This window comes from Pelomonas sp. V22 (assembly GCF_030014915.1).
Classification (GTDB): Bacteria; Pseudomonadota; Gammaproteobacteria; order Burkholderiales; family Burkholderiaceae_C; genus JAUASW01.
Genome location: NZ_JAGIXS010000001.1, coordinates 479,138 through 504,613, shown reverse-complemented (window position 1 = coordinate 504,613; position 25,476 = coordinate 479,138). Strand labels below are relative to the sequence as shown.

The window sequence follows — 25,476 nt, the reverse complement described above, 5'->3', positions numbered from 1 at the left end:
CGGTCAGCAGGGGCTGCTGACGGTTGGAATCTTGGTGGGCGTCAGCATAGCGTGCGCGAAGCTCGCCCGGACCGCACTACGGGTTCGTGCGTAGCCTGTGCGATTGGCGTTCGGCGAGACGGCCGACCCCGCTATTTACAATCGCGCATGGCTTTTGCCTACCTGCAAAGCCATGCATCGCCTCGCGGCGATTCGCCATGCCTTTGACCTCAGGTCAAAGCCTTGTGCGGGCTCCCTACAATCGCGCATGGCTTTTGTTCACCTGCGTACCCATACCGAGTTTTCCGTCGTCGACGGCACCCTGAGAGTCGACGATGCCGCTGCGGCGGCGGCCAAGGACGGGCAGGTCGCCCTGGCCATCACCGACCTGGCCAATCTGTTCGGCGGCATCAAGTTCTACAACGCCTGCCGCAAGAAGGGCGTCAAGCCCATCCTCGGCGTGGACTGCTGGCTGGAGCCCGAGGGCACTGACAAATCACCGACCCGGCTCCTGCTGCTGGTGCAGAACAAGCAGGGCTACCTGAACATCAGCGAGCTGCTGTCGCGCGCCTGGATTCAGAACGTCATCCGCAACCAGGCCTGCCTGAAGCTCGAATGGCTGGAAGAGCTGAACGAAGGCTTGATCTGCCTCTCCGGCGCCCAGCACGGCGCCGTCGGTGTGGCGCTCACCAACGGTGACCGGGCCAAGGCCCGAGAGGCCGCCAAGCGCCTGGCCGGCATCTTCCCGAACCGCTTCTACATCGAGCTGCAGCGCGCCGGCCTGCCGGGCCAGGAAAGCCTGGTGGCGGCCTCGGTGCCGCTGGCGGCGGAGCTGCGGCTGCCGGTGGTGGCCACGCACCCGGTGCAGTTCCTGACCGAGGACGACTTCGAGGCGCATGAGGCGCGCGTCTGCGTGGCCGAGGGCGAGACCCTGGCCAACCCCAAGCGCATCAAGCGCTTCAACGCCGGCCAGTTCTTCCGTCCGCAGGCGGACATGGAAAAGCTGTTCGCCGACATTCCCTCGGCCATTGCCAACACGGTGGAGATCGCCAAGCGCTGCAGCCTTTCGCTGGTGCTGGGCAAACCGCAGCTGCCCGACTTCCCCACGCCCATCCTGGCCGACGGTTCGCGCATGCCGATGGACGAGTACTTCCGCCAGCTCTCGTTCGAGGGCCTGGAGTTCCGCCTGCAGCAGCTCTTCCCCGATGAAGCCAAGCGCGAGGCCGAGCGGCCGCGTTATGTGGAGCGGCTGGAGTTCGAGCTGGCCACCATCATCAAGATGGGCTTCCCCGGCTACTTCCTGATCGTGGGCGACTTCATCAAGTGGGCCAAGGAGAACGGCTGCCCGGTGGGCCCGGGCCGGGGCTCGGGTGCAGGCTCGTTGGTCGCCTATGTGCTCCTGATCACCGACCTGGACCCCCTGCAGTACAACCTGCTGTTCGAGCGCTTCCTGAATCCGGAGCGGGTGTCCATGCCCGACTTCGACATCGACTTCTGCCAGGGCAACCGCGACCGCGTCATTGACTATGTCAAGGACAAGTACGGCCGTTCTGCCGTCAGCCAGATCGCCACCTTCGGCACCATGGCCGCCAAGGGCGCGCTGCGCGACATCGGCCGCGTGCTGGGCATGGGCTTCGGCCATGTCGATTCCATCGCCAAGCTGGTGCCGGCCCCGCCCGGCAAGACGGTGACGCTCGCTAAGCTGCCGCCCGATTTCGACCCGGCCAAGGCCAAGATGGTCTATGCCCGCCATGAGTCGCCCGAGATCGAGGAGCGTGAGCAGCAGGACGAAGAGGTCGCCGGCCTGCTGGAGATGGCGGCCCGCGTGGAAGGCACGGTGCGTTCCATCGGCATGCACGCCGGCGGCGTGCTGATCGCGCCCGGCAAGATCACCGACTTCTGCCCGCAGTACCAGCAGCCTGGTTCCACCAGCGCGGTGAGCCAGTACGACAAGGACGACGTGGAGGCCATCGGCCTCGTCAAGTTCGACTTTCTGGGCCTGGCCACGCTGACCATTCTGGAGCTGGCCAAGAACTTCATCGTTGCGCGGCATCCGGACCAGAAGGACTTCGACTGGGCCAAGGTGCCGCTGGCCGACAAGAAGGTGTTCGACCTGTTCGGCAAGGGCTACTCGGAGAGCGTGTTCCAGTTTGAATCGCCCGGCATGCAGCGGCTCTTGAAGGACGCCAAGCCCTCGCGCTTCGAGGACCTGATCGCGCTGGTGTCGCTGTACCGGCCGGGGCCTATGGACCTGATCCCGTCCTTCGTGGCGCGCAAGCACGGCAAGGAAGCGATCGAGTACCCGCATCCGCTGCTGGGCCAGGTGCTGGAGGAGACCTATGGCGTCTTCGTCTACCAGGAGCAGGTGATGCAGGCTGCCCAGGTGCTGGGCGGCTACAGCCTCGGTGGCGCCGACATGCTGCGCCGTGCCATGGGCAAGAAGAAGGCCGAGGAAATGGCGGCCCACCGCGAGCTGTTCCGCAAGGGCGCGGCCGAGAAGGGGCTGGACCAGGCCAAGGCGGACGAGGTCTTCGACCTGATGGAGAAGTTCGCGGGCTATGGCTTCAACAAGTCGCACGCGGCTGCCTATGCGCTGCTGTCGTATCACACGGCCTGGTTGAAGACGCACTACGCGGCCGAGTTCTACGCGGCCAACATGACCATCGAATCGGACGACACCGACAAGCTCAAGGTGCTGCTGAACGATGCCAAGCTGTTCGGCATCGAGTTCGAGCCGCCCAATGTCAACCTGGGCGTGCACCGTTTCGAGCCGCTGGGGCCGAAGAAGATCAACTACAGCCTCAGCGCGATCAAGGGCACCGGCGTCGGCGCTATCCATGCCATCGTCGCAGCCCGCAACGAGGGCGGCCCCTTCAAGAGCTTCTTCGACTTCTGCGCCCGGGTGGACCGCAAGGCGGTCAACAAGCGCGTGGTCGAGGCCCTGATCAAGGCCGGTGCCTTTGACAGCATCGAACCCGAGCGCTCACGCCTCTTGGCCAGCGTGGCCCTGGGCTACACCTATGCCGACAACCTGACGGCCAATGCCGACCAGGGCGGCCTGTTCGACTTCGACGACACCCATGGCTCCTCGGTGGCCGAGCCGCCGCTGGTGGAGGCCGCGCCCTGGAGCATCAAGGAGCGGCTCTCGCTGGAGAAGACCGCCATCGGCTTCTACCTGAGCGGCCATCTGTTCGACCAGAGCGGCGAGGAGGTGCGCCGCATGGTGCGCCGCCAAGTGGCCGACCTGCAGGACAGCCGCGAGCCCGTCATGGTGGCCGGCATCGTCAGCGACCTGCGCATCATCAACGGCAATCGCGGCCGCGTCGGCATCTTCAAGCTCGACGACAAGAGCGATGCCATCGAGGCCGTGGCCAACGAAGAGCTGCTGAACGCCAACAAGGAGCTGCTCTGCGAGGACGAGCTCCTGATCGTGCAGGGCAAGGTGCAGAACGACCGCTTCTCGGGCGGGCTGCGCATGAATGTCACTGCGATCTGGGACCTGGCCGCCGCCCGCGCCAAGTTCGGCAAGTTCCTGCGTGTGCCGCCGAGCTCGGCCATGCCGGTGCTCGATGAAGTGCTGAAGACCTGGCCGGCGCGCGCCACTGAAACCGAGCAGGGCCGCCTGGTGCAGGGCCTGCCGCTGCGCCTCTCGATCCGCCGGCCCGGCGCCGTGGCCGAGCTGGACCTCGGCGAGGCCGCCAAGTTCTGGCCTTGCGACGAGGCGCTGAAGAAGCTCGGCGAGGCGCAGATCGTCTACGAGTGACGTTGCAATGACGACGCAGCCCGGGGCGAGCCCGCTCCCGGGCGCCGGGATTCTGGGCGATGATGGCCGCCAAGAGAATGCTGCCGCCTCCATGTCCGACCTGAACAGCGCCGATCGACCCAGCACCGGCCTCGTGCTGACCGGCGGCGGCGCGCGCGCGGCCTACCAGGTCGGCGTGCTGCAGGCCCTCGCGCAGCTGCGCCGCGATGCTGGCGTGATAGGTGGTAACCCCTTTCCCATCATCACCGGCACCTCGGCCGGCGCCATCAATGCGGCCACACTGGCTTGCCAGGCGGACGACTTCGATGCCGCCGTCGATGGCCTGGTCTACATCTGGCAGAACATCCACGTCGACCAGGTCTACCGTGCCGATTCCTTTGGCGTGATACGCACCGGCGCACGCTGGATCACGATGATGAGCCTCGGCTGGGCGCTGGCGCGCTGGAAGCGCAGCCGGCCCAAGAGCCTGCTGGACAACGAGCCGCTCGGTGAGCTGCTGCGCCGCTGGGTGAGGCTGGAGCGGCTCGACGAGATGCTGGAAGCCGGCCACATGCAGGCGCTGGCCATCAGTGGCTCCAGCTACAGCTCGGGCCAGCACGTCACCTTCTACCAGACGCTCAAGGAGATCCAGCCCTGGCTGCGCTCGCAGCGCCTGGCGGTGCGTGCGCGCCTGACCATCGAGCACTTGTTGGCCTCGTCGGCCATTCCCTTCATCTTCCCGGCCGAGCAGCTCGACCTGGAAGGCCAGCCCGAGTGGTTTGGCGATGGTTCGATGCGCCAGAGCGCGCCGATCTCGCCGGCCATCCACCTCGGTGCCGAGCGCATCCTCGTGATCGGCGCCGGCCGCATGCACGAGCCACCGGGCCGGCGCGCGGCGACGCCGCAGGCCGAGGCCCACCCGAGCATGGCCCAGATCGCCGGCCATGCGCTGTCCAACATTTTTCTGGATGCGCTGGCCGTCGACATCGAGCGCATGCAACGCATCAACAACACGCTGTCCCTGCTGCCGCCGGAGGCGCGCCGCTCGACGGCGCTGCGCCCGGTCGAGGTGATGGTGATCGCGCCCAGCCGCCGCATCGACGACATGGCCGGCAAGCACCAGGCGGCCCTGCCCGCCACCATGCGCGGCCTGCTGCGCAGCGTGGGCGTGTCGGGCGAGGGTCCGGCGGCCCATGGCTCGGCCCTGACCAGCTATCTTTTGTTCGAGCCTGACTTCACCGAAGAGCTGATCACGCTCGGCTTCACCGACACCCTGGCCCGCCGCAGCGAGGTGCAGGCTTTCTTCGGCTGGACCGGCGAGCCGCCGCCGTTCGACCCGCGCCAGCAGCGCCGCCGCAGTGCCGGTTTTGCGCAGGCGCGCGTGGCCGAGGTGGAAGGCGGGCGCTGAACGGCCCTGGCTTCAGGGCTTGTAAGGCTGGCCCTGCACGCGCAGGCCCTGGTCAGACAGCTTGGCAGCGAGTTTGGGGCCGACGCCCGTCACGCGGCGGCGCAGGTCGGCCCAGCTCTCGAAGGGCCTGGCGTCGCGGGCTTTCAGCAGGCGCTCGGCGAGGTCGGGGCCCACGCCGGCGAGAGACTCGAGCTGGGCCTGCGTGGCCTGGTTGAGTTCAAGCGGCTTGGCGGCGCTGGCCAGCAGCGGCAGCGAGGCCAGCAAGAGCAAGAGGCGCCGCCGCATCAGCACTCTCAGTCGTGCTGCGCCCGCACCATGGCCGCGTAAGCACCGTCAGTGGCGAGCAGCTCGGCATGCGAGCCCGATTCCAGCAGCCGGCCGTTGGCCATCACATGGATGCAGTCGGCCGCGCGCACGGTGGAGAGCCGGTGGGCGATCAGGATCAGGGTCTTCTTGCCCTGCCACAGTTCCAGCGCCTGCTGCACGGCGCGCTCGCTCTCGGTGTCCAGGGCCGAGGTGGCCTCGTCGAACACCCAGATCGGTGCCTCCTTGTAGAGCGCGCGGGCAATCGCCAGGCGCTGGCGCTGGCCGCCGCTGAGCTTGCTGCCATTGGCGCCGACCGGCGTCTCGACGCCCTGCGGCAGGGTCTGCACGAAGTCCCAGAGATGGGCGGCGCGCAAGGCCTGCTCGAGGCGGGCCGGGTCGCGCGGCTGGGCGTAGGCCACGTTGTCGGCCACCGAGGCGTCGAACAGCACGATGTCCTGCGAGACCACGGCGAACTGGCGGCGCAGCGCGGCACGCTTCAGGTCCTGGATGTCGTGGCCGTCCAGCAGCACCTGGCCGCTGTCAGGCTGGCCGAAGCCGAGCAGCAGGTGGATCACCGAGCTCTTGCCGGCGCCCGAGGCACCGACCAGGGCGGTGGTCTGGCCGGGCTTGAAGGCGAGGCTGAGGCCGTCCAGCGCGGGGCGTTCGGCGCCGGGGTATTGCAGATGCACGTCCTTCAGCTCGATCTCACCGCGCGACAGGGTCAGGTCTTGCGTGCCGCGGTCGGGTTCGGCCGGCGTGTCGAGCAGGCTGAAGCAGCCGCGCGCGATCACCAGGGCATTGGTGATGGGCTGGGCCAGATCGCTCAGGTGGCGCAGCCGCGAGGTCATCAGGAGCAGGGCGGTGACGAAGGCGGCGAACTCCTCGACGCCGGTGTTGGTCTGGCGCGCCTGCAAGAGCGCGAGGCTCACGATCAGCGACAGGCCAATGCTGGCGATCAGCTGCGACAGCGGCTGGGTCAGGGCATTGGTGGCCGAGACCTTGAGCGCGCTGCGCTGCACCTTGAGGGCCTGCTCGGCAAAGCGGCCGCGCTCATGCTCGGCCGCGTCGAAGCTGCGCACCACGCGCCAGGCGCGGGTGATGTCATCCACCTTGTTGACCAGCTCCAGCTGGGCGTCGTAGTTGCGCGCGCCGATCCGCTGCACGCGCCGGTTGACCTTCTTGACCACGAAGGCCATCAGCGGCGTGGTGATCATCGACAGCAGGGTCAGCTGCCAGTTCAGGTAGAGCAGGTAGCCGAGCATGGCGACGGCGGGCAGGCCGTCACGCAGCACCGAGACCACGGTGCCACTCAAGAGCGTCAGCACCTGGTTCGGGTCGTTCACCACCTTGGTCACGGCCGCGCCGGGCTGCAGGCTGGTGTAGGCGCTGGCGTCGGCTTTCAGGAGCGCATCCAGCAGCGAGCGGCGCATGTCCATCACCGAGCGGGTCAGCGTCCGGTTCAGCATGTACTGGCCGAGGAAGCTGAACAGGCCGCGCAGCGCGAACAGGCCGATCAGCACCACGGGCACCCACCAGACCGAGAAGGACGAGGCCTGGAAGCCCTTGCCGAAGACGGTCTTCAGCAGCTCGGGGATCAGCGGCTCGGTACAGGCGGCGCCCACGTAGGCGAGGATGGTCCAGGCCAGGCCGATGCGATGCGGGGCCACATAGCGCAGCACCCGGCGGGCGGTGGTCTTCAGGTCGGGCGCGGTAGCGGCGGCATCGGTCATGGGGGCGGATTGTCGCTGCAGTCTGCGGGAGGGCGGCGGGGCGGTTTTCTCGTGTATCGTGCGCGTCGCCGTGGCCTGCGACGGCCCCGTCTGACCACCCCCGATGAAAATTGCCCACGTGCTCCTGACCCACCGCTTTGCCGGCTCCGAACGGCATGCCGTCGAGCTCGCCAATGCCCAGGCGCAGCAGCACGAGGTCTGGATGATTCTTCACCGGCGCGCCGCCGAGCAGCGGCCCGATGCCATTGCCCATCGGCTCGACCCGCGCGTGCGCGTGATCTTGGTCGGCGGCTGGAGCTTTCTGGCGGCCCTGGCGGCACGACGGGCCCTGCGCTCGCTGCCGCTCGATGTGGCCCATGCCCACCTCAGCTGGGCCTGCCGGGCCTTGCAGGGCCTGCGAGGGCATGGCCTGCGGGTGGCCACGCTGCACATCGACTACAAGCCCCAGCAGCATCGCTCGTTGGACGCGCTGATCGCCATCGCCCCCTGGCAGATGGCCCATGTGCCGGCAGAACAGCGGTCGCACTGCACGCAGATCGACAACTGGACCGTGGCCGGCCCCTTCGACCCCGCGGCCCGCCAGCGCCTGCGCCGCGAGCTGGGCTTTGCGGACAGCGATTTCGTGATCGGCGCGCTGGGCCGTGTGGAGGCCAGCAAAGGGCTGGACCTGCTGGTCGAGGCCTTCGGGCAGGCCCGTCCGCCCGGCTGCCGCCTGGTGATCGCTGGCCATGGGCGGGACTGGGAGCGGCTGCGCCGTCTGGCGCCGCCCGAGGTGCTGATGCCGGGCTTCGTCAGCCATCCGCAGCAGTGGTTCAGCGCTTTCGATGCCTTCGTCAGCGCGGCCCATTCCGAGCCCTTTGGCCTGGTCTTCCTGGAAGCCATGGCGGCCGGCCTGCCTGTCTTGGCCACGGCCTCGCAGGGCGCGCAACTGCTGGCCGGCACCATCCAGCGCCCCTTGCTGCCGGTGGCCGACGTGCCGGCCATGGCGCAGGCCCTGGCTGGCCTGGCCGAGGAGCGGCCGGCGCGCCGCAGCTACGACCTGACGCCCTACCGCATTGAGCGCGCGACCGAGGCAGTCGAGGCCTTCTACCGGCAACAACTGACCCTTGTCGCGGCGGCAACAGACCCCTGATTGCAGGGTGATCGCGAGATCGCGGCGCAGGAATCGTTGCGATACTCGGTGCCGTCCAGGGAGTCCGAGACGCCATTGAAGCCCCAGCGCTGGGAGCTGGCGTCCGCTTGCATTGCTTGCCGGTCCACCATGCAGTTTCCATCGATATCACAACGTCTGAGGGTCCTGCACTTCGTCACCGGCCGCTTCACCAGTGCCACCCAGGTGGCGATCGACCTGGTCGCCGCCGCCCCCGAAGGCCGCAAGCTCGAAGCCATGCTGGTGCTGCGCCGCAAGCGCGACACCGATGAAGCCCAGGTGCAGGCCCTGCGTGACCGGGGCTTGCGGGTCGAGCTGGTGCCGGGCTGGTTCCACTGGCTTTCGATCTGGGCCTTGGCGCGGCTGTGCCGGCGCTGGCGGCCCGACGTGGTGGTGGCCCATGGTTTTCCGGAGCACCTGATCGGCCGCTGGGCGGCTCGCGCGGCCTGGGTGCGGACCATGGTGCAGGTGGAGCACAACTCGCGCGAACGCTATTCGGCCTTCAAGCTCTGGCAGGCACGTTGGCTGGCGCGGCGCACGGCAGGCATCGTGGGCGTGTCCGAGAGCGTGCGCGCTAGTCTGCTTCAGCTGGGCATGCCGGCCGAACGCCTGCTTTCGATTCCGAATGGCATCGACCTCGGCCGCTTTGCCGGTGCCGAGAAGCGGCTTTACGAGGAGCGCGCGCCGGGCATCGTGATGTCGGCCCGTTTCGCGCGCCAGAAGGACCAGCTCACGCTGATCCATGCGCTGGCGCTATTGAAGAAACGCGGCCTGGTGCCCAAGCTGCACCTGGCCGGCACCGGCAAGCCGGCGCTGCGCGCGCGGGCCGAGGCCCTGGTGCGCGATCTGGGCCTCGGGTCACAGGTCTGGTTCATGGGCCACCATGCGGAGCTGCCCCAGCTCTTGATGAGCCAGCAGATCTTTGTGCTCTCCACCCATTGGGAGGGCATGCCCCTGGCCCTGCTCGAGGGCATGGCCGCCGGCTGTGCCTGCGTGGCGTCTGACGTGCCCGGCGTGGAAGGCGTGTTCGAGCATGGCAAGAGCGGCCTGCTGGTGCCCGAGCGCGACCCCCAAGCGCTGGCCGCGGTGCTGGAGCGCCTGCTGCTGGAACCGGGCTATGCCGCCGGCCTGGCCTCGGAAGCGCGCCTCCATGCGATGCGCCATCACGACCGCAAGCTGATGATGCGGCGCTACGAGCAGCTGCTACTTTCGCTCTGAGCTTTCAGAGGCCTGCAGGATGAGGCTGAAGCGGCTGCCCTGGCCGGGCTGGCTCTCTACCTTGATGTCGCCGCCCATCTGCTGCGCCAGCAGCCGGGCGATGCTGAGCCCGAGGCCGGTGCCCGGGCGGTGCGCGCCGCTGTCGAGGCGCTTGAAGGGCTGGAACAGCTGGGCCTGCTCGGCTGCCGTGAGGCCCGCGCCCTGGTCCTGCACGCTGATGTGCACCTGCTCGGCCAATCGTTCGGCCTGCACCCGAACCAGGCCTTGCGGGCGGTTGTACTTGCAGGCATTGCTGAGCAGGTTGGCCAGCACCTGGCCGAGTCGCAGTGCATCCGCGTGCACGGCCAGACCCGGTGGCAGCGGCTGCAGTTCCATCGTCACGCCATAGGCCTGCTGCTCGGGCGCGGCCAGCTCCAGCGCGGCCTGCAGCGCCGGCGCGAGCAGCGTGGGCTGGCAGCTGATGCTGAAGCGGCCGGCGTCGATGCTGCTGATGTCCAGCACGTCGTTGACCAGGCTGAGCAGGTGCCGGCCCGAGTCGGCGATCAGTTGGATGCGGTGGCGCTGCTTGTCGCTCAGTGCCTCGCCGTTCGACTCCATCAGCATCAGCTCCGAGAAACCCAGCACCGCATTGAGCGGCGTGCGCAGCTCGTGGCTGAGGCGAGAGAGGAACTCCATGCGCGCGGCGGCGCTGCGCTCGGCGGCCTGCTTGTCCAGCGCGAGCTGCTCCTGCTGCAATTGCTGCGTGATGTCCTTGATCACGCCCACCATGCGCTGCTCGCCGGCGCCGGGCTGGCCGCGAAGCATGGCGCCCGTCACCTCGACATGGCGCAGTTCGCCGTCCGGCGAAGACTCGGGCCGGATGCGGAAACGCTGGCGCAGCGTGCCGCTGTCGCTGACGGCGGCATCGAGCGCGGCCTGCAGGCCCGGGGTGTGGCTCGAGTCGACCAGGGCGCGCACGCGGCTGCGTGGCACCTCCAGGCCATCGGGGCTGTTCGGATTGATGGGCAGGCCGTAGACGGCGCAGGCGCGGGCGTCGAGGTAGACGCGGTCGCTGTGCTTCTGCCATTCGAAGACGCCCAGGCCATCGACCTCGGCCGCGAGCGACCAGCGGTGATTGGCCGCCTCCAGCGCCGCCTCGTAGCGGCCCTGGCGCTTCAGACCGGAGCGCTGCATGGCATAGGCGCTCAGCGTCAGCAGCAGGGCGGTCAGGGCCACGGTGGCCGAGAGCACCTGCAGCGTGGCGCGTGAGGCCTTGCCCAGTTCGGCGCTGAAGCTCAGCTCCTGCTCCAGGAGCTTCAACGCCAGCTGGTCGAGCGCCGCCAGCGTCTGCGCGAGGCGCTGCGGCCGTGCCACCGGGTCTTCGTTCAGGGTCTGTTGCAGGACGCCGGCCAGGGCCTGCAGCTCGGCAATCAGCCCATCGCCCTGGCGCCAGGCCTGCACGGCGGGTGCCATCAGGCGGCTGCTGCCGGCCCAGCGGTAAAGCCGGATCATGCCCGGCACATCCTCGGGCGCATTGCGGCCGCGCGCGAAGCCCTCGCTGGCACGCTGCCAGTCGAGCTGCGGCTCGTCCATGGCCAGGCGGGCCTGGTGGTCGCCCAGCGGCACCTGCATGGCCCGCTCGAAGGCGTGCAGCCGCGCAGGGTCGGCGCTGGCCGCGTAGGCGCGCAGCTCGTCGATGGCCTGGGCCCGGGCCTTGGACCATTGGCTCTCGCCACCCACATAGGCACGCGTGGCCGACAGCACGTAGAAGCCGCCCATGCAGAGCGCCAGCATCACCACATTGCCCAGCAGCAAGGGTGTCAGCACCAGCGCGAAAGACAGCCGCCGGCGGCGCGGGCCGGTGGCGTCGCCCGGCTTGATGCCTGAATCCATGGCGCCCCCTTGTTGCCACGAGTCCCGCTGCTCTCAAGCCCTTGCTGGCCGATGCGGCGGTATGTGGGGCCCAGTATGCGGTAAGGCCAGCGGCCCCGGGGGGCAGATCTTCATCAGGTCGAGGCTTCCAGCCAGCGCCGCAGCCGCCGGCCCAGCCCGTCCTTGACCTGCTGCCAGCGCGAGCGTGCAGGGCCTTGCTCGAAGAGGCGCCGGAACCACTCGCTCTGCAGCAGCTCGGGCTGGCGCGACTGGATCAGGGCGATGCAATGGGCTTTGACGGCCGCCGCTTCCTCGCCGGCGCTGCGGCCGTTGCGGTAGACCTGCGGGCCCTGGCCGGCCGGCGGACGGTGGCAGGCCATCACGGCATCCACCAGCACGCAGCGCTTCAGCCCGGTGAGCTGCTGCAGCGTGGGCATCAGGTAGCAGTCCATGCCTGCAGACGAGACATGGCCCCGGTACTGCTCACGGCCGGCCATGAAGAGGCTGCCGCGATAGAAAGGCATCGTCATCTCGACCCAGTCCAGCTCGCGGAACATCAGGCTGGCCTGGCGCAGCGACCAGCGGTGGGCGCAGCTGCTGTCGTGGCTGAGCGCGGGCGCGCAGACGTCGAGGCCCTCGCTTGCAGCCAGGTGCAGCAGGCGGTTGATGCTGCTCGTGGAGAGCAGGACGGCGGCGTCGATCAGCGCCACGTAGTCCGGCACCTCGCTGTTGGCCGCCAAGTGATCGGCCAGGGCCTGGTAGACCTGGCCCTTGCCTTCGACCTCGGCCGACAGCACCCGGCAGGACTGGCCGCGCAACTGGCGCTGGCCGGCTGCCTGGCGGCCCGAGGTGTCGAACAAGATCCAGTCGAAGTCCGCAGGCGCGTCCAGCTGGATCCTGGACCAGGGCTCGCTCAGGCCGTCCCAGCACACCAGGACCTGGCTGCGCGTGCGCACCCAGTTGCCGGCGCGCGGCAGGGCCGCCACCGGGTCTTGCGCTGCTGGCTGTCCTGCGGTCTTCGCTTGCACATCCTCTCCTGGCTTGAGTTCAGGCGGCGAGGCTGGCAGCAGGCTGCCGTTCAGCCGCCGCTGGCCGACTGCTTGCGGGTGCGGCGCATGCGCCGCTGCGCATTGAGCTGGCGCAGCCACAGGCTCAGGCGCTCACCCCAACTCGGCTGCACCCGGGCGATGCCGCCATGCAGCTCGTACTTGCTGGTGGCCCGCTGCGACTCCATGCCGTATTGCGCGAGCAGCTTCTCGACATCGCGCTGCGGGTTGAGCTCGGGGTTGTTCTTGTAGAGGTCGCCACCCAGCGGCCGTGTGTGCTTGACCGGCGTCGCGTCGAGGATGGCGACGGCGTCGCGGCGGCCCTTGCCGACCAGCTTGGGCCAGACCAAGTCCAGCCCCCAGCCGCTGCGGCTTTCGCCAAAGGTCTTGAGGCAGACCTTCAAGGCCACGCGGTCGAACAGCGGCGCCATCACCTCGACGAAGCCGACGTGGCGCAGCACGTACTCGGGCCGTTGCAGCAACGTGTCCCAGCTGTAGTAGGAGTCGTGCGTCAGGGCCGGCTGGGCCAGGCTCAGGCCAAAGCCATGGAAGAGCGCGAACATGCGGTTCAGCGTCTCGGTGGTGGCGGCCAGGTCGTCATCGGGGAACCAGAAGGCGTCGTACTGGTCGATCAGCGAGGCGTGCTCGGCCATCAAGTCGGCAATGCAGGACCACTTCGGGCCCGGGCGATGCTCGTAGTACTCGGCATCGGCCTGGTGCAGGCCTTGCTGCTTGCCGTAGTAGCTGATGAAGAGGTCGAAGTCGCGGTTCGCATCGGCGATCCAGCCGCGGTGCAGCGAAGCATCGCCGGCGCGCAGGATCACCAGGTTCTTGCGGCGGATCGATGGCGCGTTCATGCCAGGATCTCCTCGCAGGCCTTCAGCGCCGTGGCGACGATCTGGTCCATGTTGTAGTAGCGGTACTGCGCCAGGCGGCCCACGAAGGTCACGCCCTGCTGCTGTTCGGCCAGCTCGGCATAGCGCTTGTAGAGCGCCTCGTTCTCGGGCCTCGGGATCGGGTAGTAGGGGTCGCCCTCGGCCTGCGGGTACTCGCGCACGATGGACGTGCCGGCGTGCTGTTGCCCGGTCAGGTGCTTGAACTCGGTGATGCGCGTGTAGTCGTGGTCGTTCGGATAGTTGACCGTGCCGACCTGCTGGAACTGCTCGACATCGGCCAGATGTTGGTGATCGAAGCGCAGGCTGCGGTAGGGCAGCGGGCCATGGCAATGGTCGAAGAAGGCGTCGATGGGGCCGGTGTAGACGATGTGCTCGGCCGGCGGCTCGGCACGCAGCTCGCGGAAGTCGCAGTTCAGCCGAAGCTCGATGCCGGGGTGGTCCAGCATGCGCTCGAACATGCGGCCATAGCCTGCTGCAGGGATGAACTGGAAGCTGTCGCCGAAGTAGCGGTCGTCGTCGTCATTGCGGGTCGGGATGCGCGCCGCGACGCCGGCCGAAAGCTCGCTCAGGTCGAGGCCCCATTGTTTCTTGGTGTAGCCACGGAAGAACTTGTCGCAGAGGTCGGGGCCGACCGAGTTCAGCACCACGTCCTCGCTGGTGGCGAGCGGGCTGCGGGGCTGGCGCACGCTGTCAAGGTAGGCCTGCACCTCGTCGCCCGTGAGGCTGAGGCCGTAGAGCTTGTTGATGGTCGTGCGGTTGATCGGGATGGGCAGCAGTTGCTCGCCGACCTGGGCCAGCACGCGGTGCTCGTAGAAGCGCCAGTCGGTGAAGCGCGAGAGGAACTCGAACACGCGCTTGCTGTTGGTATGGAAGATGTGCGGGCCGTAGGGGTGGATCAGCACGCCATGCTCGTCGACCCGGTCGTAGGCATTGCCACCGAAGTGGTCGCGGCGGTCGATCAGCAGCACCTTGCGGCCGGCCTCGGCCAGCATGCGGGCGCAGACCGAGCCGGCGAAGCCGGCGCCGACGATCAGGTGGTCGTAGTTCTTGCGGGCAGGGTTGTTCATGCGAGTGCTCCGCTCAGCGTGAGTGCAAGCGGTTGAGGAAGGAATAAGCCGCCTTGTGGCGGAACTTGCGCCAGCGCGCGGCCAGGCCGCCCTTGGGCTTGTCGCCGATGCTGCTCTCGAAACTGGTCTCGTCCAGTTCGATGGCCGCCGGCTCGATGCCCTGGATGACCAGGCCGTTCTCCCAGAAGTGGCGCAGGTCCACGTCGATGGGGCGGCCGAAGGGCAGGCGGCTCTTGACGAGCTTCTCGGCGCCGCTGCGGCTGATCACATAGCCGGCCGTCAAGCTGGGGATGCGGGCGTAGTCAACGAGCTGGCTGCTCGCCGTCAAAGGCCGCTGGCCACGCAGCTTCTCGCGCTTGCCGGTGGCGGGACGGCCGAGCAGCTTGACCATGTCCCAGCCTGCAGGCAAGGCAGCAATGGCCTCCACCACCGCGCCGAACTCGGGCTTGAGCTTGACGTCGTCCTCCAGCACGACCAGGGCGGCATGCGGCGAGTCGAGCAGCCATTGCCAGGCGCGCAGATGGCTGGCGTAGCAGCCCTTCTCGCCATTGACCAGGGGCTTGTGGAATCGCTGTGTGTTGAGTTCGGGCGAGTAATAACGTGATTGTTCGGCGTCCGTCAGCGCTGTCCACAGCGTGGCCGGGAATCGCTCAGCGGCCAGGCCCAGCCCGGCGAACTCGGCCTCCATGCGCTGCCTGCGTACAGCGTCCCGGTCCAGGTTCACATACAGGATGGGGAGCATCACTCGTGCCAGTGATCGGCAATCCAGGGCGCGGGCTTGGCATGGCGCCAGTTGCCGTTGCTGCGGCCTGCCAGCGCGTCGGGCGGGTTCATCACGCCGTGGAAGATCAGGATGCGGGCGTCCTTGGGGATGAAGGGCGCGCGGAAGTAGTTCGTGGGCCAGCGCGGGATGCAGTGGTACTTGTAGCTGGCGCACCAGGCTTCGTCCCAGTACCTCAGCATGCCCTTGGCCTGCATCTCGTCCGACAGGTAGGCCTGCTCGTTGCGGAACTTCTGGCGGATGGCGTCGAACTCGGCGCGGAACTTGACCAGCACCTCCGGATGGCGGCCCAGCTCGAAGCGGTAGACCGAGGAGTTGCCGGTGATTCGCCAGGGGCGCTTCCAGTCGTGAATGATCAGGAACTCGCCGGGCACGTAGAAGAACTGCGTGATGTCGCCGACGATGACCACGTCGAGATCGAGGAACAGGGCCGTGCCTTTGAGGCCGTAGGACTCGACCAGCTCGGTGCTGAAGGTGGTCAGCTTGGTCCAGCCGCGCTCCGGGCTGCCGGCGGGCAGCTCCAGGCTTGGAATCGGGAAGCATTCGACCTCGCTGCGTATGCCTTCGGTGCGGTCAGTCAGGCAGACGAAACGGAACTCGCCACGCAGGTGACGGCGCACCATGGCGTAAAGCCGGTTCACGTACTCGGGGCCGTACTTCGTGCCCCATTTCATGCAAAGGATGACGCGGTCTGGAGCCACGACGCCGGGCGCTTCCTGCGAGGGGAGGGTGGGAGTCGTCATCAGAGTTCTTCGACGTGGCGTGGCGGGTAGGAGTCCCAGGTCAGGCAACCGGGGCACTGCCAGAAGTAGTGCTGGGCCTCGAAGCCGCAGGCCGCGCAGCGGTAGCGCTGCAGGGGCCGGCTGGCGCGCTCCAGCGCTGTGCTGACCAGGGCCTGCTCGGTGTCGCCCTGCAGCGGGCCGCCTTGCAGCAGCAGCTTGGCGGCGGAGAGCATGGGCTGCTCGCGCAGGTGGCGCAGCAGGCGCTCGCGCTGGCGGCTGGGCTCGGTATCCAGCAGGGAGATGGCCTGCAACAGTTGCAGGCTGGGTGCACGCTGGTAGCGGGCGCTGAGCGTGTCCAGGGCGCGCTCGGTCAGCTCGGGCAGGCCGCTCGCCTTCGCGGCCTCGGCATAGTCCTTGGCCACCAGGTTGAAGGCTTCGGCGTTGGAGGCCAGCAGCTCGGCATAGGCGGCCATGGCCTGCTCGGGCTGTTGGCGGCGCGCCAGCATCTGGCCGGCCAGCACATGGGCGCGGGCCGCCTGCGGCGCGAGCTTGCGGGCTTCGGCCAGCAGTTTCTGGGCCTCCTCGTCCTGCTGACGGGCCTGGGCCTCGAGGGCCAGTTCGCACAGGAAATGGGCGATGCGGCTGCTGAACGAGCCGGTACCCATCTGCTCCAGATGGCGGGCCACGTCGGCGGCCTTGCGCCATTCGCGCGAGCGCTCATAAAGCGACAGCAGGGCCAGCTCGGCCTCGGTCTCGAAGCGGCTGCCGCTCAAGGCCCGGAATGCTTCTTCGGCCCGGTCGAACAGGCCGGCCTTCAGGAAGTCTTGCGCCAGCGCATGCTGGGCGCGGTCGCGCTCATGGGCCGGCAGGTCGCCGCGCTGCAGCAGGTGCTGATGCACGCGCACGGCACGCTCGTATTCGCCGCGGCGGCGGAACAGGTTGCCGAGGGCGAAGTGCAGCTCCGAGGTGTCGGGGTCCAGCTGCACGGCCTCGATGAAGGCGTCGATGGCCTTGTCCTGCTGCTCGTTCAAGAGCAGGTTCAGTCCCTTGAAGTAGGCCTTGGGCGCGTCGCGCTGCTCGCGCTTCAACTGGCGTACATCGAGGCGCGAGGCCAGCCAGCCCAGCGCGAAGGCCACGGGCATGGCGATCAGCAGCCAGCGCAGGTCAAAGTCCATCGCGGGGCAGGGGGGAGTGGTTCAGGGAATCGCCGCTCGGCTGGGCGGCCGGGGCCAGGTCTTGCTGGCGGCGCGCCAGGCGGCGGTGCCGCCACCAGGCCGGCACCATGGCCAGCACGCCGATGGCGCAGCCGAGGCCGAACACCAGCAGCACCACGATGACCAGGGGCGCATGCCATTCGTGGCCGAAGAACCAGCGCACGGCAACGTCCTGCTGGTTGTTCAGCGCGAAGGCGAACAGGGCGAAGAAGAGGAAGGCTCGCAGGAGCCAGGTGATCAAGCGCATCAGGCGGCGATTCTAGGCGCGGCCCGGTGTCATTCGTCAGCGAAATCAGTCTTGGGCGGCTGGGCGTCCACGGCTTCGCGCAGGGCCTTGCCGGGCTTGAAATGGGGCACCAGCTTCTCGGGGATCAGCACCTGCTCGCCGCTGCGCGGATTGCGGCCCATGCGGGGCGGGCGGCGGTTGACCTGGAAGCTGCCGAAGCCGCGGATCTCGATGCGGTGGCCGCGGGCCAGCGCGTCGGACATGGCGTCCAGGATGGTCTTGACGGCGAACTCGGTGTCGCGCTGCGTCAGCTGGGGAAAGCGGTCGGCCAGGAGAGCGGCGAGGTCGGATCGGGTCATGGGATGTTCTTGTGGTGTTGGCAAAAAAACAGGCTCGCACCCTCATCGAGTGGCGAGCCTGCGGCGGTCACCAGCGGCAACCCCGGAGGGTTGCCGGTTGGGTCACAGTTTAGCCGTTGTTGTTGTCCAGCTTGGCGCGCAGCAGGGCGCCCAGGCTCGTCGTGCCGGCGTTCTCACGCTCCGACGTGGCCGACAGGCGCTGCATGGCTTCCTGCTGGTCAGCGTTGTCCTTGGCCTTGATCGACAGCTGGATGTTGCGGGTCTTGCGATCCACGTTGACGATGATGGTGGTGACTTCGTCGCCTTCCTTTAGCACGTTGCGGGCATCTTCAACGCGGTCGCGCGAGATTTCCGAAGCGCGCAGGTAGCCCAGCACGTCGTCAGCCAGTTCGATCTCGGCGCCACGGGCGTCGACCGTCTTGACCTTGCCGGTCACCGACATGCCACGGTCATTGACCGAGGTGTAGGTGGTGAACGGGTCGCTGTCCAGCTGCTTGATGCCCAGCGAGATGCGCTCGCGCTCGACGTCCACGGCCAGCACGATGGCTTCGACTTCCTGGCCCTTCTTGAAGTTGCGCACGGCAGCTTCGCCAGTTTCTTGCCACGACAGGTCGGACAGGTGCACCAGACCGTCGATGCCTTGAGCCAGGCCAACGAACACGCCGAAGTCGGTGATCGACTTGACGGGGCCCTTGACGCGGTCGCCGCGCTTGACGTTCTCAGCGAACTCTTCCCACGGGTTGGCCTTGCACTGCTTCATGCCCAGGGAGATGCGACGCTTGTCTTCGTCGATTTCCAGGACCATGACTTCGACTTCGTCGCCCAGGGAGACGATCTTCGAAGGAGCGATGTTCTTGTTGGTCCAGTCCATTTCGGACACGTGCACCAGACCTTCGATGCCCGGCTCGATTTCAACGAACGCGCCGTAGTCGGCGATGTTCGTGACCTTGCCGAACAGGCGGGTGCTGGTCGGGTAGCGGCGAGCAACGCCGAACCACGGGTCATCGCCCAGCTGCTTCAGGCCCAGCGAGACGCGGTTCTTCTCGGCGTCGAACTTCAGGACCTTGGCGGTCAGTTCCTGGCCAACCGTCACGACTTCCGACGGGTGACGGACACGGCGCCATGCCATGTCGGTGATGTGCAGCAGGCCGTCGATGCCGCCCAGGTCAACGAACGCACCGTATTCGGTGATGTTCTTGACCACGCCATTGACGATGGCGCCTTCGGACAGCGTCTCGAGCAGCTTGGCGCGCTCTTCGCCCATCGAAGCTTCGACCACAGCGCGGCGCGACAACACGACGTTGTTGCGCTTGCGGTCCAGCTTGATGACCTTGAATTCCATGGTCTTGCCTTCGTACGGGCTCATGTCCTTGACCGGACGCGTGTCCAGCAGGGAACCCGGCAGGAAGGCGCGGATGCCGTTCACGAGGACGGTCAGGCCGCCCTTGACCTTGCCCGACACGGTACCGGTCACGAAGTCGCCCGACTCCAGTGCGGTTTCCAGCGACAGCCACGAGGCCAGACGCTTGGCCTTGTCGCGCGACAGGATGGTGTCGCCGTAGCCGTTTTCGATGGCGTCGATGGCCACCGACACGAAGTCGCCGACGTTGACTTCGAGCTCGCCCTGGTCGTTCTTGAATTCTTCGATGGGCACATACGCTTCGGACTTCAGGCCGGCGTTGACCACGACGAAGTTGTGCTCGACACGGACGACTTCGGCCGAGATGACCTCGCCGGAACGCATGTCAGCTTTTTGCAGCGATTCCTCGAAGAGGGCTGCGAACGATTCCATGCCGGAGGCTTGGGCGGTTTGGGTTTGGGACATTGTGTTTCCTGTGCCGACCTGACAAGGCGTTTGACGGGCGGCGGTTGCAAGCAGAGCTTGCGGGGTTAGGTTGATGAGTTCGCCGCCCTCGGTGAACTGACGTTCGAGAGGAAGGGCGGCGGGCCCGGTTTGGCCTTGCGGCCGGCTGCTCACTGGTTCAACGCTGAACCCTTGAACGGCCTGGCTTCGGCCCACCAGCTGAGCACCAGATCCCTTGATTCCTCAATGGTCTGGGCCGAGTTGTCGAGCTTCAGCGCGTCTGCGGCGGCCTGTAGCGGCGACGCTGTACGACCTTTGTCGCGGGCGTCACGTGCTTCCAAGTCCTCACGCAAGCCCGCGATATTAGCCGAAATTCCCTTAGCAATCAATTGCTTATGCCTTCTCTCGGCCCGCGTGGAGGCGCTGGCGGTGAGAAAAACCTTCAGCGGCGCGTCCTGGAAGACCATGGAGCCCATGTCGCGGCCATCGGCCACCAGGCCCGGCACGCGGCGGAAATCGAGCTGCAGCTCGTTCAGGGCGGCCCGCACCGGCGCGTGGGCGGCCACCTGGGAGGCAGCGAGGCCCGAGGCTTCCTCGCGCAGGGCCTCGGTGATGTCCTCGCCGGCCAGCCAGACGCGGCCCTTGGCGAAATGCAGGTCCAACTGGGCGGCGACGGTGGCCACGGCCTCGGGCTCGTCCAGGTCGATGCCGGCACGGCGGGCAGCCAGACCGGTGGCGCGATACAGCGCACCGGAGTCCAGCACCCAGTAGCCGAGCTCATGGGCGACCACGTCGGCCAGCGTGCCCTTGCCGGAAGCCGTGGGGCCGTCGATGGTGATCACCGGAATGTCTTCGGGCCGGGCCGTGACCACCTCGAACAGCGTCTCGAAGTAGTCCGGGAAGGTTTTGGCCACGCATTGCGGCTCGAGGATGCGCACCGGCACGGTGGCCTCGGTGACAAGACCATTGAAGGCCGCCAGCGAGAAGCACATGGCGACGCGGTGGTCGTCGTAGGTGTGGATGGCGGCCGGCTGCCAGTCGCGCAGCGGATGCACGCGCAGCCAGTCCGGCCCTTCTTCGACCTCGGCGCCCAGCTTGCGCAGCTCGGTGGCCATGGCCACGATGCGGTCGGTCTCCTTGACGCGCCAGCTGGCGATGTTGCGCAAGGTGGAGGGGCCGTTGGCATAGAGCGCCATCACGGCCAGCGTCATGGCGGCGTCGGGAATGTGGTTGCAGTCCAGGTCCAGCGCCTTCAGCGGCCAGGCGCCGCGCTTCACTTCGACGGCATTGGCCTCGGCACGCACCACGGCGCCCATGGCCTCGGCCGCTTCGATGAAGCGCACGTCGCCCTGCAGCGAGGCGCTGCCCACGCCTTCGACGCGGATCGGCTCGCCCGTGGCCGCAATGGCGCCCAGGGCCACGAAGTAGGAGGCCGACGAGGCATCGCCCTCCACATGGATCTCGCCGGGCGAGCGGTAGCGGCTGCCAGCCGGAATGGTGAAGCGCTGCCAGCCTTCGCGGCGCACCTCGATGCCGAAGCGCTTCAACAGCTCCAGCGTGATGTGGATGTAGGGCTTGGAGATCAGCTCGCCGATCACGTCGATGTGGATGTCCTGCTCGGCCACCAGGGGCAGGGCCAGCAGCAGCGCCGTGAGGAACTGGCTCGACACATCGCCGCGCACGCGCACCGGCTCGGAGAGCGTCAGCTTGGACGAGCCCGTCAGTCGCAGCGGCGGATAGCCCTCGTTGCCCAGGCAGGCGATCTCGCAGCCCAGGCCGCGCAGTGCGTCGACCAGGTCGCCGATGGGCCGCTCATGCATGCGCGGCACGCCGGAGAGCTCGAAGCTGCCGCCCTGCGTGGCGGCCAGCAGGGCGAGCGCAGCCGTGAGCGGCCGCATCGCGGTGCCGGCGTTGCCGAGGAAGAGCTGGGCCTCCTTGGTGCGCAACTGAGCGCCGATGCCAGTCACCTTCAAGGGCCCGCCGGCCACCTGCTCCAGCTCGCAGCCCAACTGCTTCAAGGAGGCCAGCATCACGGCCGTGTCGTCGGAATCCAGCAGGTCATGGACCAGGGTCTGGCCTTCCGAGAGGCCAGCCAGCAGCAATACGCGGTTGGAGATGCTCTTGGAGCCCGGCAGGCGCACCGTGCCGGCAGCCGAACGCAGCGGCGGCAGGTCGAGGAATGGAATCTTGAACATGAACGGGAAACGAAAAGAGGGGGCCTAGCGCTGCGAGCGCGGGGCGGTCAGCTGGCCCATCTGCCATTGGCTGCGGTCCTCGGAGACCTGGCGGATCATCTCCTCCAGGCCGCTCGCGTTGCCGCTGACGATCAGGGTTTCGAGCCGGTCCAGCGCCTTGCGGAAGGCGCGAGACTGCTTCAGCACCTCGGCCCGGTTGGCCATGAGGATGTCGCGCCAGACGGTGGGTTCGCTGGCGGCGATGCGGGTGAAGTCGCGGAAGCCCGGCCCGGCCAGGCTGAGGAAATCGCGGCCAGCCGGCTGCCTGGCCACCGACTGGTAGTAGGCAAAGGCCAGCAGATGCGGCAGGTGGCTGACGGCAGCAAAGGCGGCGTCGTGGTTCTCCGGCGTCATCTTGAGCACCTGCGTGCCCATCGCCGACCAGGCATCGGTGGCGCGTTGCACCAGCGTGGGCAGGGTCTCGGGCAGCGGTGTCAGGATGACCTGGCGGCCCTGGTAGAGCCCGGCCTCGGCATGCTGGATGCCGCCCGATTCCTTGCCGGCAATCGGGTGCGCCGGCACGAAGCTGGCCATCTTGTCGCCGAGCACACGGCGCGCCGCCTCGACCACATCGACCTTCGTCGAGCCCACGTCCATGAAGAGCGTGCCCGGCGTGACCAGGTGGCGGATGGCCTTCAGCGTGGGCTCGGTGGCCGAGACCGGCACGGAGATCAGCACGATGTCGGAGCCCGAGACGGCGAGGAGTGCCGATTCGGCGGCCACGTCGATCACGCCCATGCGCTTGGCGGTCTCGGTGGTGGAGGGCGACTTGCTGTAGCCCACCACGCGCTTGACCAGGCCGGCCTTCTTGAGGGCCAGCGCGAACGAGCCGCCCATCAAACCGCAACCGATGACGCCGAGCTGGTTGAACATTGCTTACTGCCTTGCTGCTGCGCTCAATGCACGTCCAGAGGATAGGTGCCCAGCAGCTTGAAGTAGGCGCAGACGGCGCGCAACTCGCGCAGCGCTTGCGCCATGTTCGGCTGCTCGGGGTGGCCCTGCAGGTCGATGTAGAAGTAGTACTCCCACTGGCCCGAACGCGCCGGGCGCGATTCGAAGCGCGACATCGAGACGCCATGCTCCTTCAAGGGCACCAGCATGTCGTGCACCGCGCCGGGCTTGTTGGTCACCGAGACCACGAGGCTGGTGCAATCGTGGCCCGAGGCCTTTGGCGCCGGGTGGCGGTCCGGGTGGGTAACGATGGCGAAACGGGTGCGGTTGTGGGCGTCGTCCTGGATGGCCGGCGCCACGATGTGCAGGCCGTACTCGCTGCCGGCGCGCTCGCTCGCCACGGCGGCCAGGCGCTTGTCCAGTGCCGCGAGGCGTGCGCCTTCGGCATTGCTGGAGACCGGGCGGCGCTCTGCATGCGGCAGGTGCGTGGACAGCCAGCCATGGCACTGAGCCAGCGCCTGCGGATGGGCGCAGACCGCCTGGATGTCTTCCAGCGAGTTCTCCTTGCGCAGCAAGTTGTGGCGCACGAACAGGCTGGTCTCGCCAATGATGAACAGTGGTGTGGTCAGGAACAGGTCGAGCGAGCGGGCGACAACGCCTTCGGTCGAGTTCTCGACCGGCACCACGCCGAAGTCGGCCGCGCCGGCCGTGGTGGTGCGGAACACTTCGTCGATGCTGGTGCAGGGCACTTGCACGATGGAGGTGCCGAAGAAGCCGAGCGCCGCCTGCTCCGAGAAGGTGCCGGCCGGGCCGAGATAGGCCACGCGCGTGGGCGTCTCGAGCGAGCGGCAGGCCGACATGATCTCGCGCCAGATCGGTGCCACCGATTCGCCGCGCAGCGGGCCGGGATTGCGGGTCTTGAGCCCGTCGATCACTTGCGCCTCGCGCTCGGGGCGGAACACCACCGAGCCTTCCTTTTTCTTCAGTTCGCCAACCTCTTGCGCCAGCGCGGCGCGCTTGTTGACGAGGTCCAGCAGTTCACGATCGACCGCGTCGATCTTGTCGCGCAGCGCCAGCAGCGCCGGGTCGGGGGTGGCAGGTGCGCCCTCAGCCATTTTGAGCCTCAAAGTCTTTCAGGTAGGTGCACAGCGCCTGCACGCCTTCCAGCGGCAGGGCGTTGTAGATCGATGCACGCATGCCTCCCACCGACTTGTGGCCTTTGAGTTGCAGCAATCCGCGCGCCTTCGCTCCGGTGAGGAAGGCGTCGTTCAGTCGCTCGTCGCGAAGGTAGAACGGAACATTCATGCGCGAGCGGCAGTTCGCCGCCACGCGGTTTTCGTAGAGACCAGACGCATCCAGCGTGCTGTAGAGCAGGGTGGCCTTGTCGATGTTGCGCTGCTCGATAGCGGCCAGGCCGCTCTTGCCGGCGTAGCTGAAAGCCTTCAGCCACTGGAACACCAGGCCGGCGATGTAGATCGAATAGGTGGGCGGCGTGTTGAACATCGAATCCGCTTCGGCCACGGTCTTGTAGTCGAAGGCCGAGGGGCAGATCGGCAAGGCATGGCCGAGCAGGTCCTCCCGCACCACGACGATGGTGAGGCCGGCAGGGCCGATGTTCTTCTGCGCACCGCCAAAGGCGAGGCCCACACGCGCCCAGTCGACGGGGCGCGAAAGCACATGCGAGGAGAAGTCGATCACTAGCGATGCGTCGCTGCCCAGCGCCTTCAGGTCGGGCAGCTCGTGGAACTCGATGCCGTCGATGGTCTCGTTACTGCAGACATGCACATAGCTCGCGCTCTTGCTGAGCGCCCAGCTCGCGGGCGCGGGCAGGCTGCGGTGCTGATCGTCGGCATTCGAGGCGGCGATGCGCACCTCGGCATAGCGGCGCGCCTCCTGGGCGCTCTTCTTGGACCAGGAGCCGGTGACGACGGCATCAACCACGCCACCTCGGCTCAGGTTCATGGGCACGATGGCGTTCTCGCCGAGGCCGCCGCCCTGCATGAAGAGGATGCGGAAGTTCGTCGGTACCTGCAGTAGCTCGCGCAGGTCGCCCACGGCCTGCTCGTAGATCGAGATGAACTCGCGGCCGCGATGGCTCATCTCCATCACGCCCATGCCTGAGCCTTGCCAGTTCAGCATCTCCTCGGCCGCCCGTTGCAGCACGGCTTCGGGCAGGGTGGCGGGGCCGGCGGAGAAGTTGAACGGGCGGGGTTGGCTCATTGGCTGCGGCGGAGGGCGCGGGTTACTTCTTTGCAGCGGGCTTGTTAGCCGTTGCTGGCGCTGCGGACTGCGGTGGCGGCGTCAGGCCCAGGTGCTTGACGATGTTGTTGCGCAGCGTGCTGAGCTTGGTGTTGAGCGTGGGCCCCATGTCGGCCAACAGTCGCTCCTGCAATGCTCGGCCCATCTCGGGGCTGACGGCATCGAACTTCTTCGCCAGCGGCGATTCCAGCCATGCGACCAGTTGGCGCAGCTCGTCCTCGTTGAACTTCTCGTCCAGCGACTTGCCGATGACCTCGGGCGCCACCTTGACGATGCGCTCCTTGACCAGGGGCACGGACTCGTCGCCGAACTTCTTGACCTCGGCATCAATGGCCTTGCCCACGGCCTCGCGCTTCTCGACAGGCACTTGCTGCATGGCGATGCGCACTTCCTGGCCCATGGGGCCCAGCGGCGCAGCGACCAGGGTCTTGGCGAGGCCCTCGGCGTTGCCGGTCTGGATGGCGATCAGCTTGGCGATCAAGTCCTTCTTGGCAGCCGTCGGAGCCGCAGCCGAGGCCGGCGTGGCTTGTGCGTTGGCCAAGCCAGCGCAGGCGGCGAGGGCCAGGGCGGCCAGCGTGTGCTTGTTGATCAAG

At 67.7% G+C, this 25,476-nt stretch carries 21 protein-coding genes; 4 read left to right on the top strand and 17 right to left on the bottom strand.

All coding sequences use genetic code 11. From position 1 onward, the window contains the following. The first annotated feature begins 247 nt into the window (after positions 1-247). Positions 248-3,742 (top strand): DNA polymerase III subunit alpha, encoded by a 3,495-nt coding sequence (dnaE, locus tag J7U46_RS02225; RefSeq protein ID WP_282823192.1) that lies wholly within the window; start codon positions 248-250, stop codon positions 3,740-3,742. Positions 3,743-3,833: 91 nt separating this feature from the next. Continuing rightward, entirely contained in the window at positions 3,834-5,129 is a 1,296-nt protein-coding gene (locus J7U46_RS02220) for a patatin-like phospholipase family protein (RefSeq protein ID WP_282823191.1), read from the top strand. A 12-nt stretch (positions 5,130-5,141) separates the two neighbouring features. Here J7U46_RS02220 and J7U46_RS02215 read toward each other — a convergent pair whose 3' ends face one another. Next, positions 5,142-5,414: a DUF655 domain-containing protein gene (locus J7U46_RS02215; protein ID WP_282823190.1), complete on the bottom strand. Its 273-nt coding sequence runs from the start codon at positions 5,412-5,414 to the stop codon at positions 5,142-5,144. Between the two features lie 8 nt (positions 5,415-5,422). Beyond that, complete coding sequence (locus J7U46_RS02210; RefSeq protein ID WP_282823189.1) at positions 5,423-7,165, bottom strand: ABC transporter transmembrane domain-containing protein; 1,743 nt, start codon at positions 7,163-7,165, stop codon at positions 5,423-5,425. A gap of 103 nt (positions 7,166-7,268) precedes the next feature. Between J7U46_RS02210 and J7U46_RS02205 the strand changes: the two genes are divergently transcribed. Both J7U46_RS02205 and J7U46_RS02200 read left to right on the top strand, forming a co-directional pair. Continuing rightward, entirely contained in the window at positions 7,269-8,297 is a 1,029-nt protein-coding gene (locus J7U46_RS02205) for a glycosyltransferase (protein ID WP_282823188.1), read from the top strand. Positions 8,298-8,426: 129 nt separating this feature from the next. Beyond that, complete coding sequence (locus tag J7U46_RS02200) at positions 8,427-9,533, top strand: glycosyltransferase (protein WP_282823187.1); 1,107 nt, start codon at positions 8,427-8,429, stop codon at positions 9,531-9,533. Here the strand turns inward: J7U46_RS02200 and J7U46_RS02195 are convergent. The 15 genes from J7U46_RS02195 to J7U46_RS02125 form a co-directional block, all read right to left on the bottom strand. Further along, a complete protein-coding gene (locus J7U46_RS02195) occupies positions 9,519-11,405 on the bottom strand; it encodes a sensor histidine kinase (protein WP_282823186.1) in 1,887 nt (628 codons plus the stop codon). The genes J7U46_RS02200 and J7U46_RS02195 overlap by 15 nt on opposite strands. A gap of 113 nt (positions 11,406-11,518) precedes the next feature. Continuing rightward, positions 11,519-12,412, bottom strand: coding sequence for a hypothetical protein (locus J7U46_RS02190; protein WP_282823185.1), 894 nt, complete (start codon positions 12,410-12,412; stop codon positions 11,519-11,521). Between the two features lie 50 nt (positions 12,413-12,462). Next, positions 12,463-13,287 carry a hypothetical protein gene (locus J7U46_RS02185; RefSeq protein ID WP_282823184.1) on the bottom strand — a complete coding sequence of 275 codons (825 nt, stop codon included), beginning with the start codon at positions 13,285-13,287 and terminating at the stop codon, positions 12,463-12,465. Continuing rightward, the gene (gene glf, locus J7U46_RS02180) at positions 13,284-14,393 is read right to left on the bottom strand and encodes a UDP-galactopyranose mutase (protein ID WP_282823183.1); all 1,110 of its coding nucleotides are present in this window, start codon (positions 14,391-14,393) and stop codon (positions 13,284-13,286) included. The genes J7U46_RS02185 and glf overlap by 4 nt, the downstream gene beginning before the upstream one ends. A 13-nt stretch (positions 14,394-14,406) precedes the next feature. Continuing rightward, entirely contained in the window at positions 14,407-15,135 is a 729-nt protein-coding gene (locus tag J7U46_RS02175; RefSeq protein WP_282823182.1) for a glycosyltransferase family 25 protein, read from the bottom strand. Further along, positions 15,135-15,917 carry a glycosyltransferase gene (locus J7U46_RS02170; RefSeq protein ID WP_282823181.1) on the bottom strand — a complete coding sequence of 261 codons (783 nt, stop codon included), beginning with the start codon at positions 15,915-15,917 and terminating at the stop codon, positions 15,135-15,137. The genes J7U46_RS02175 and J7U46_RS02170 overlap by 1 nt, the downstream gene beginning before the upstream one ends. Then, positions 15,917-17,071, bottom strand: a complete 1,155-nt coding sequence (gene lapB / locus J7U46_RS02165; protein WP_282823180.1) for a lipopolysaccharide assembly protein LapB — start codon at positions 17,069-17,071, stop codon at positions 15,917-15,919. Before lapB ends, J7U46_RS02170 begins: the two co-directional genes overlap by 1 nt. Then, positions 17,061-17,357, bottom strand: a complete 297-nt coding sequence (locus tag J7U46_RS02160) for a LapA family protein (RefSeq protein WP_282823179.1) — start codon at positions 17,355-17,357, stop codon at positions 17,061-17,063. Before J7U46_RS02160 ends, lapB begins: the two co-directional genes overlap by 11 nt. A gap of 29 nt (positions 17,358-17,386) precedes the next feature. Next, positions 17,387-17,695 carry an integration host factor subunit beta gene (locus J7U46_RS02155; protein ID WP_282823178.1) on the bottom strand — a complete coding sequence of 103 codons (309 nt, stop codon included), beginning with the start codon at positions 17,693-17,695 and terminating at the stop codon, positions 17,387-17,389. A 109-nt stretch (positions 17,696-17,804) separates the two neighbouring features. Beyond that, on the bottom strand, positions 17,805-19,520 hold the full coding sequence (gene rpsA, locus J7U46_RS02150; RefSeq protein WP_282823177.1) for a 30S ribosomal protein S1: 1,716 nt from the start codon (positions 19,518-19,520) through the stop codon (positions 17,805-17,807). Positions 19,521-19,669: 149 nt separating this feature from the next. After that, positions 19,670-21,694, bottom strand: coding sequence for a bifunctional 3-phosphoshikimate 1-carboxyvinyltransferase/cytidylate kinase (locus tag J7U46_RS02145; protein WP_282823176.1), 2,025 nt, complete (start codon positions 21,692-21,694; stop codon positions 19,670-19,672). Between the two features lie 24 nt (positions 21,695-21,718). Continuing rightward, positions 21,719-22,606 (bottom strand): prephenate dehydrogenase/arogenate dehydrogenase family protein, encoded by an 888-nt coding sequence (locus J7U46_RS02140; RefSeq protein WP_282823175.1) that lies wholly within the window; start codon positions 22,604-22,606, stop codon positions 21,719-21,721. Between the two features lie 23 nt (positions 22,607-22,629). Continuing rightward, the gene (pheA, locus tag J7U46_RS02135) at positions 22,630-23,739 is read right to left on the bottom strand and encodes a prephenate dehydratase (protein ID WP_282823174.1); all 1,110 of its coding nucleotides are present in this window, start codon (positions 23,737-23,739) and stop codon (positions 22,630-22,632) included. Then, complete coding sequence (serC, locus tag J7U46_RS02130) at positions 23,732-24,844, bottom strand: 3-phosphoserine/phosphohydroxythreonine transaminase (protein ID WP_282823173.1); 1,113 nt, start codon at positions 24,842-24,844, stop codon at positions 23,732-23,734. Before serC ends, pheA begins: the two co-directional genes overlap by 8 nt. A gap of 22 nt (positions 24,845-24,866) precedes the next feature. After that, positions 24,867-25,475, bottom strand: coding sequence for a DUF2059 domain-containing protein (locus J7U46_RS02125; protein ID WP_282823172.1), 609 nt, complete (start codon positions 25,473-25,475; stop codon positions 24,867-24,869). Position 25,476: the final 1 nt, after the last annotated feature.

Excerpts from the sequence above, each read along its gene's own strand:
- dnaE (WP_282823192.1), top strand. The coding sequence starts at position 248 with ATGGCTTTTGTTCACCTGCGTACCCATACCGAGTTTTCCGTCGTCGAC.
- J7U46_RS02220 (WP_282823191.1), top strand. The coding sequence starts at position 3,834 with ATGTCCGACCTGAACAGCGCCGATCGACCCAGCACCGGCCTCGTGCTG.
- J7U46_RS02215 (WP_282823190.1), bottom strand. The coding sequence starts at position 5,414 with ATGCGGCGGCGCCTCTTGCTCTTGCTGGCCTCGCTGCCGCTGCTGGCC.
- J7U46_RS02210 (WP_282823189.1), bottom strand. The coding sequence starts at position 7,165 with ATGACCGATGCCGCCGCTACCGCGCCCGACCTGAAGACCACCGCCCGC.
- J7U46_RS02205 (WP_282823188.1), top strand. The coding sequence starts at position 7,269 with ATGAAAATTGCCCACGTGCTCCTGACCCACCGCTTTGCCGGCTCCGAA.
- J7U46_RS02200 (WP_282823187.1), top strand. The coding sequence starts at position 8,427 with ATGCAGTTTCCATCGATATCACAACGTCTGAGGGTCCTGCACTTCGTC.
- J7U46_RS02195 (WP_282823186.1), bottom strand. The coding sequence starts at position 11,405 with ATGGATTCAGGCATCAAGCCGGGCGACGCCACCGGCCCGCGCCGCCGG.
- J7U46_RS02185 (WP_282823184.1), bottom strand. The coding sequence starts at position 13,287 with ATGAACGCGCCATCGATCCGCCGCAAGAACCTGGTGATCCTGCGCGCC.
- glf (WP_282823183.1), bottom strand. The coding sequence starts at position 14,393 with ATGAACAACCCTGCCCGCAAGAACTACGACCACCTGATCGTCGGCGCC.
- J7U46_RS02175 (WP_282823182.1), bottom strand. The coding sequence starts at position 15,135 with ATGCTCCCCATCCTGTATGTGAACCTGGACCGGGACGCTGTACGCAGG.
- J7U46_RS02170 (WP_282823181.1), bottom strand. The coding sequence starts at position 15,917 with ATGACGACTCCCACCCTCCCCTCGCAGGAAGCGCCCGGCGTCGTGGCT.
- lapB (WP_282823180.1), bottom strand. The coding sequence starts at position 17,071 with ATGGACTTTGACCTGCGCTGGCTGCTGATCGCCATGCCCGTGGCCTTC.
- J7U46_RS02160 (WP_282823179.1), bottom strand. The coding sequence starts at position 17,357 with ATGCGCTTGATCACCTGGCTCCTGCGAGCCTTCCTCTTCTTCGCCCTG.
- J7U46_RS02155 (WP_282823178.1), bottom strand. The coding sequence starts at position 17,695 with ATGACCCGATCCGACCTCGCCGCTCTCCTGGCCGACCGCTTTCCCCAG.
- rpsA (WP_282823177.1), bottom strand. The coding sequence starts at position 19,520 with ATGTCCCAAACCCAAACCGCCCAAGCCTCCGGCATGGAATCGTTCGCA.
- J7U46_RS02145 (WP_282823176.1), bottom strand. The coding sequence starts at position 21,694 with ATGTTCAAGATTCCATTCCTCGACCTGCCGCCGCTGCGTTCGGCTGCC.
- J7U46_RS02140 (WP_282823175.1), bottom strand. The coding sequence starts at position 22,606 with ATGTTCAACCAGCTCGGCGTCATCGGTTGCGGTTTGATGGGCGGCTCG.
- pheA (WP_282823174.1), bottom strand. The coding sequence starts at position 23,739 with ATGGCTGAGGGCGCACCTGCCACCCCCGACCCGGCGCTGCTGGCGCTG.
- serC (WP_282823173.1), bottom strand. The coding sequence starts at position 24,844 with ATGAGCCAACCCCGCCCGTTCAACTTCTCCGCCGGCCCCGCCACCCTG.